The organism is Bradyrhizobium sp. WSM4874, assembly GCF_055811835.1.
In genome coordinates this window covers 1-902 of the sequence record NZ_JBVVPR010000169.1, presented here as the reverse complement: position 1 = coordinate 902, position 902 = coordinate 1, and the positions used below count along the sequence as shown (strand labels likewise).

Below are 902 nucleotides of genomic sequence, written 5' to 3'. Positions count from 1 at the left end.
GATCCATTGCTTGTTGTGGGCATCGATGACTGGGCGTTCCGGAGAAACCATCGATACGGGACGATCGTGTGCGATTTGGAGCGTCGGCGGATCGTTACCCTGCTGCCCGACAGGGAGACTGCGACCGTTCGGGCGTGGCTATCGAAGCACCCAGCGATCAACATTGTGTCGCGGGATCGCGGTGGTGGATATGGCGAGGCAGCAGCTAAGGCGCTGCCGAACGCCATCCAGGTCGCCGACCGCTGGCATCTGATGGAAAATGCGAGCGCGGCCTTCCTTGATGCGGTGCGCCGCTCCATGAACAGAATCCGAACCGCAATTGGAGCGACGACGATCAACCCGGAATTGCTGACCTGTGCGGAAAAGCTGCGCTATCAGGGCTATTTGCGGCGGCAGGACAGCCATGCCGTAATTACGGCTCTCGTCAGCGACGGTGTGTCGCTCAAGGAGATCGTCCGCCGCACAGGACATAGTCGCAATCTGGTTCGCCAAATTAGCCGCGGCGGCGGTACGGATATGTTCCGCACCCGTCAAAGCACCCTGGACGGGCATCTGCCGTTCGTGGACGCGCAGTGGTCAGTCGGCTGTCGCAACGGTGCCGAGCTCTGGCGCCGCTTGAAGGGACAAGGCTTCAAGGGATCGCTGCGCGTCGTGGCGGAATGGGCGACGCGACGGCGACGTGCCGAGACTATCAGCCATCAACAATTGCAGAAGGTCCCCGCCGCCAGGACGATAGCGCAGCTGATGACGACGAAGCGCGACCACCTAACCAAAGCCGAGACCGTCACGCTTGCGGTCATCGAACAAAACGTTCCTATGCTGGCCGATGCCCAAGCTCTCGTTGGCCGCTTCCACGCGATGATCCGAAAGAAGGCCGAGATGGAGCTCGAACCTTGGATTGA

1 protein-coding gene is annotated in these 902 nt (G+C 61.0%); it reads left to right on the top strand.

What is annotated here, in order from left to right:
• A partial coding sequence (locus AC0L3P_RS39875) for an ISL3 family transposase (protein ID WP_473309447.1) occupies positions 1-902 on the top strand: 902 nt, incomplete at both ends.